This is a genomic window from Amycolatopsis kentuckyensis (genome assembly GCF_002155975.1).
In the GTDB taxonomy this organism is placed as follows: domain Bacteria; phylum Actinomycetota; class Actinomycetes; order Mycobacteriales; family Pseudonocardiaceae; genus Amycolatopsis; species Amycolatopsis kentuckyensis.
Map to the genome: position 1 here is coordinate 1 of NZ_MUMI01000033.1, position 5,738 is coordinate 5,738.

The following is a 5,738-nucleotide window of genomic DNA, read 5'->3' on the forward strand; positions in this document are numbered from 1 at the left end:
ACTTGCGGCGGCCGGCCCGGGTGATGCCGGCCGGGCCGCCGCGGTGGGCCGGCCGCGTCAGGAGTCCGACGAACGCTTCCAGAGGTTGATGTCCGCGTCCGTCGCGTGGCCGTCGATCTCGGTCAGCTCCTCGGCCGAGAACTCGAGGTTGCCCAGCGCGCCGACGTTGTCCTCGAGCTGCTTCACGCTGCTCGCGCCGATCAGCACCGACGTCACCCGGCTGTCGCGCAGGGCCCACGCCAGCGCGAGCTGCGCCAGCGACTGCCCGCGGCGGCCGGCGATGTCGTTCAGCGCGCGGACCCGGCCCAGCCGGTTCTCGTCGAGCGTGTCCGGGTCGAGCGACTTGCCCTGCGCCGCGCGCGAATCCTCCGGGACACCCTTCAGGTACCGGTCGGTCAGCAGGCCCTGCGCCAGCGGGGAGAAGGCGATGCAGCCGGCGCCCGCCTGCTCGAGCGTGTCGAGGAGGCCGTCGTCCTCGATCCAGCGGTTGAGCATGGAGTACGACGGCTGGTGGATCAGCAGCGGTGTGCCGAGCTCGCGCAGCAGCCGCGCGGCCTCGGCCGTCCGCTCGGAGCTGTAGGACGAGATCCCGACGTACAGCGCCTTCCCGGCGCGGACGGCCGCGTCGAGCGCCCCGACCGTCTCTTCCAAGGGCGTCTCGGGGTCGAAGCGGTGGGAGTAGAAGATGTCGACGTAGTCCAGGCCCAGCCGCCCGAGCGACTGGTCCAGGGAGGACAGCAGGTACTTGCGGGAGCCCCACTCGCCGTACGGGCCGGGCCACATGTCGTAGCCGGCCTTGGTCGAGATCACCAGCTCGTCGCGGTAGGGCTTGAAGTCCGTGGCCAGCAGCCGGCCGAAGTTCTCCTCCGCCGAGCCGTACGGCGGGCCGTAGTTGTTGGCCAGGTCGAAGTGGGTGATGCCCAGGTCGAACGCGCGGCGGGTGATCGCGCGCTGGGTTTCCAGGGGCCGGTCGTGGCCGAAGTTGTGCCACAGCCCGAGCGAGATCGCGGGCAGCTTGAGCCCGGAGCGCCCGCAGCGCCGGTAGGGGATCGAGTCGTATCGGCCGGATGCGGCAACGTAGGTCACGCGGCCGATGCTAGCCCGCTCTTCGGGTACTCTCCTGGTGAGCGACCGCTTAGGAGGCACGTGGTGGGCACCGGATTCTTCACCTCCGTCGACGACGTGTCGGCCAAACTGGCCGAAGCCGGCTACCTGGCCTCGACGGCGGTGGCGACCACGGTGTTCCTCGCCGACCGGCTCGGCAAGCCGCTGCTGGTCGAGGGCCCGGCCGGGGTCGGCAAGACCGAGCTCGCCAAGGCCGTCGCCCAGGTCAGCGGCTCACGGCTGGTGCGCCTGCAGTGCTACGAGGGCATCGACGAGGCCCGCGCGCTGTACGAGTGGAACCACGCGAAGCAGCTGCTGCGGATCACGGCCGGCCGCGACGAGACGTGGGAGCAGGCCCGCACCGACATCTTCGGCGAGGAGTTCCTGCTGCGCCGCCCGCTGCTCACCGCGATCTCCTCCGACGAGCCGACCGTGCTGCTGATCGACGAGACCGACAAGGCCGACATGGAGGTCGAAGGCCTCCTGCTCGAGGTGCTCGGCGACTTCCAGGTCACCGTGCCCGAGCTGGGCACGATCACCGCCACGCGCGCGCCGTTCGCCGTGCTGACGTCCAACGCGACGCGCGAGCTGTCCGAGGCGCTGCGCCGCCGGTGCCTGTTCCTGCACATCGACTTCCCGGACGAGGACCTCGAACGCGACATCGTCCGGCTCAAGGTCCCCGGGATCGACACCGCCCTCGCCGATTCCGTCGTCCGGGTGATCGCCGCGCTGCGCGCGATGGACCTGCGCAAGCTGCCGTCGGTCGCGGAGACGATCGACTGGGCGCGCACCCTGCTCGCGCTCGGGGCGTCCACGCTGGACGAGCGGGTCGTGCGGGAGAGCCTCGGCGTCGTGCTCAAGCACCAGGACGACATCGCCAAGGCGGGCGCCGGCCTGCAGCTCGAACAGGTCCTGGACGCGTCGTGACCGGCGTGCCGGAGCGGCTCGCGGCGTTCGTCAAGGCACTGCGGGCCCAGGGCATCCCGGCGGGCCCGAGCGAGACGGTCGACGCCGCCGCCGCGCTGGAGGTGCTCGGCCTGGACGACCGGGCGCTGGTCCGCGAAGGCTTGGCCGCGGCGCTGGTCCGCCGCGGCGGGCAGCGTGCGGTCTTCGACGCCGCGTTCGACCTCTACTTCCCGGCGGGTGTCGGCGCGCCCGAGCGGGCCCGCGAAGACCAGCCGACGACGCTGGAGGAGCTGCGCGAAGAGCTGGCCGCGGCACTCGCCGACGGCGACCAGCAGGCGCTGTCGCAGCTGGCCGGGCTCGCCGTCGACATGCTGGGCCAGTACGGCTCGGCGTCCGGACCGGGCGGCGGCTTTTCGGCCCACCAGACCCTGGAACGGCTCCAGCCGCAGACGCTGATCGCCCGGGTGCTGGCCGCGGTCCGCGGCGGCGGCGCGCGCGGCGAGTTCACCGACCGGCTCGACCGCGACGAGATCCGCCGCCGCGTCGAAGGCTTCCGCGGGCAGATCCGCACCGAGGCGCGCCGCCGCGCGGCCGAGGTCCGCGGCCGCGAACGCGTCGCCAAGCACGCGATCGCTCCCGCGGCCGACCGGGTCGACTTCCTCATCGCCAGCCGCAACCAGCTCGCCGAACTGCGCCGCACGATCCAGCCGCTGTCCCGCAAGCTGGCGACGCGCCTGGCCGCCCGGCGCCGCCGGCGGACGCGGGGCCAGATCGACCTGCGCCGCACGCTGCGCCGGTCGCTCTCGACCGGCGGCGTGCCGCTGCGCCCGGCCTACCGCCACCGGCGGCCCGGACGGCCGGAAATCGTGCTGCTGTGCGATCTTTCCGGTTCGGTGGCCGGGTTCGCGAACTTCACCATGCTGCTGGTGCAGGCGCTGCGCGACCAGTTCAGCAAGATCCGCGTGTTCGCCTTCGTCGACAGCGCCGACGAGGTCACCCACCTGGTCACCACGGGCATGGCCGACCCCGAGCACCTGGGCGCGCGCATGCTGTCCGAAGCGGCTCTGGTGCGCTGGGACGGCCACAGCGACTACGGCGGCTCGCTGCGCCAGTTCACCGAGAACTGGCTGGAGGCGGTCGGCCCCCGGACGTCGGTGCTGATCCTCGGCGACGCCCGCACCAACGGCGGCGACCCCAACCTCGACGCGGTCCGCGCGATCAAGGCCCGCGCGCGCCACGTCTACTGGCTGAACCCCGAGCGCCGCTCGCTGTGGTCCACGGGGGACTCGGCGGCGCTGGAGTACGCCGACGTCGTGGGGATGCACGAGTGCCGCACGGTGCACCAGCTCGGCACGCTGGTCACCCGCCTGCTGCCGGTGTGAGCCAGGCGTCGATGTCGCGCAGCATGGCTTCTACGGTTCGCGTAGCTGCTGGCGTACACGTTGGATGCTCCTTTGGAGCTGATCAGCGTGTCGCATCAACGCGTGCGAGTCGACTTTTGTCGATAACTCTGTTTCAGGTACCCCGGCCTCCAGTAGCATGCAGTTTCGAATAACTATGTAAACAGACTCGGAGAGATGGTATAAGTCGGTTCCTATTATACTACCAGATTTCTTGCCTAGGTGTGTCAGTTCGTTTCGGGCGCCTGCGACTGTGAAAGACCAGTGGTCGACGTTCCTGATTAAGCCCCTGATGCCTGGTCCGGCGGATCGTGCAAGCTGTCTCATCCGTTTATTGAGACTTGGCGTGTTGATGAAGCGAATCTTCTCTTCCAGCCATCCTTGGTGCTCGGTGGGGGTGGCGGCAATTATATCTTGAACGAGTTTCGTAAAGGTCTCGTTGTCCGTGTGTGTACTACCTTGAGTTATTTGATGGTAGGCTTCGGCGGCCTGCATTACATTGAGGAACTTGTTCTCCACGTACATCTGAGCGTTGTGTCTTATGCTCATCATGACGTTGAGTGGGCGTTGAAACGATTCTGCGCGATCGAGCCATCTTGCGATCGTCTCGACTCCTCCTGCTTCTGTGAAGGTGACGAACGCGAACAAATTTCTCTTGACGGTTCTTGTCTGATTGTTCTTCGAGTGTATGGTGGTGGCGATAAACTCGATCGGCTGTTTGATATCTGTCCGGGTTCCGTCGAGCATGGTGATGTCGGCATCGGGTGATTCGACCATGAAGCGGGTGAATGCTGCGAAGGAGTCCGTGCACATTGTGATCAGACTCTGGATCCTGGCTACGTCACCTTGAACTAAGTCGAAGCGCTGAGGCGCTTGGTACTCGATCCTGATGGAGTGCCAGAAATTCAGTTGCACCGAGTGTTGTGATGCCTCTGCTTCTTGCCAATGTGAGTTTAGTATGACCTGTCCGCGGGAGAAACTGCCCGACTTGGCGGGCGTGGCCGTGCAAGATACAGAATATCTACTCGGTCTGTTGGATGTCGGGTCGCGAGGATCGAACGTTTTCGTGATTCCGGTTTCGTTCACCCAGTCGGACAATCGAGTGAACTCGGTGGTTGCCGCGGTGACTTCAATCGTGGGTTCTGTAAAGTGATGGCCTACAAATAATTGATTGGCTCGGTATCGGGACTCGTTCAGGCCCGAACTTCGGCTCGTCTCGCCTGCAAAGAAGACTCTGTTCAGAGTGACGCGGCCGGAATCGCAGACCCCGAGTATTCTCGTGGCTGCGTCTCCGGTATCTACGCCTTCGTATTCGAACCTGCCGATCAATGACAGTTCAATGCCCTCGTTTGGATCGAAATGCAGTCTGCCTGGCAGCACGAGTTCCTCGTGGTTGAGTAGCCAAAAGCGTCCTGCTGTGTCGAATGGTTTCATCAGTTCTCCGGCGCAAGTTGACTTGCAGGTGTGAGCCAGGCGTCGATGCCCCGCAGCATGGCCTTCTTGGTCGCTTCGGGCGCGAAGGACGCCGTGACGCTTGCGCGGGCGAAGTCCGCCATCGTGGTGTCGTCGTAGCCGAAGGCTTTCTGCACCCGTGCGTACTCCTCGGCCAGCGCGGCGCCGGTGACGGAGGGGACGTCGGTGTTGAGCGTGACCGTCAGGCCCGCGTCGAGCAGGCGGGGGAGCGGGTGCCCGGGCAGCGACGGCACCAGCCCCAGCGTCACGTTCGACGAGGGGCACACCTCCAGGGCCAGCCCGCGGTCCCGGACTTCGGCGACCAGCGAGGGGTCGTCGAGGACGCGGATGCCGTGGCCGAGCCGTTCCGTCCGGCCCACGTCGAGGGCTTCGCGGATGCTGTCGGGCCCGGCGTCTTCGCCGGTGTGGTGGAGCAGGTGGATACCGGCCGCGCGGGCCTTCTCGAAGAGCGTCGCGAAGGGACGCAGTGAGTGGTTTTCCTCGCCCGCCATGCCGATCGCGAAGACTTCGTCGTACTTCAGGGCGAGGTCGAGGGTGCGCTCGGCTCGCTCGACCGATCGGCGCCGGGAGTGGTCGAGCAGCAGCCGCCACTCCAGGTCCGTGCTCGTCGACAGTCCTTTGAGGACGGAGGCGAGGGGCATTTCGAGGTCGCCCAGGCGTTCCCCGTGCGAGGCTGCGGTGAAGGTGACTTCGGTGTAGCGCGTGCCCTGGGCGGCTTCGTCCTCGCAGTACTCGCGCGCGATGCGCTCGAAGTCTTCCGGGCGCTGGAGGCAGGACCGGATGAGCGCGTTGTAGTCGGCGAAGGCGCGGAAGCCGTCGAACACCGGAGGCTCGCCGGGGACGTCGACGCCGTTC

The 5,738-nt window shown here is 67.3% G+C and carries 5 protein-coding genes; 2 read left to right on the top strand and 3 right to left on the bottom strand.

Annotation, left to right across the window (positions count from 1 at the left end; genetic code table 11):
- Nucleotides 1-57: 57 nt before the first annotated feature.
- Nucleotides 58-1,086, bottom strand: a complete 1,029-nt coding sequence (mgrA, locus tag CCN39_RS03515; protein ID WP_086838366.1) for an L-glyceraldehyde 3-phosphate reductase — start codon at nt 1,084-1,086, stop codon at nt 58-60.
- Between the two features lie 63 nt (nt 1,087-1,149).
- Between mgrA and CCN39_RS03520 the strand changes: the two genes are divergently transcribed.
- Nucleotides 1,150-2,031 (top strand): AAA family ATPase, encoded by an 882-nt coding sequence (locus tag CCN39_RS03520; RefSeq protein ID WP_086838367.1) that lies wholly within the window; start codon nt 1,150-1,152, stop codon nt 2,029-2,031.
- Complete coding sequence (locus CCN39_RS03525) at nt 2,028-3,392, top strand: vWA domain-containing protein (protein WP_086838368.1); 1,365 nt, start codon at nt 2,028-2,030, stop codon at nt 3,390-3,392. Before CCN39_RS03520 ends, CCN39_RS03525 begins: the two co-directional genes overlap by 4 nt.
- A 30-nt stretch (nt 3,393-3,422) precedes the next feature.
- Here CCN39_RS03525 and CCN39_RS49205 read toward each other — a convergent pair whose 3' ends face one another.
- Together CCN39_RS49205 and add are read right to left on the bottom strand one after the other, a co-directional pair.
- Nucleotides 3,423-4,844 carry an ApeA N-terminal domain 1-containing protein gene (locus CCN39_RS49205; protein ID WP_143263932.1) on the bottom strand — a complete coding sequence of 474 codons (1,422 nt, stop codon included), beginning with the start codon at nt 4,842-4,844 and terminating at the stop codon, nt 3,423-3,425.
- Nucleotides 4,844-5,738 (bottom strand): adenosine deaminase (add, locus tag CCN39_RS03530; protein ID WP_086838369.1); only part of this gene is annotated, 895 nt, incomplete at its 5' end. The genes CCN39_RS49205 and add, both read right to left, overlap by 1 nt.

Excerpts from the sequence above, each read along its gene's own strand:
- CCN39_RS49205 (WP_143263932.1), bottom strand. The coding sequence starts at position 4,844 with ATGAAACCATTCGACACAGCAGGACGCTTTTGGCTACTCAACCACGAG.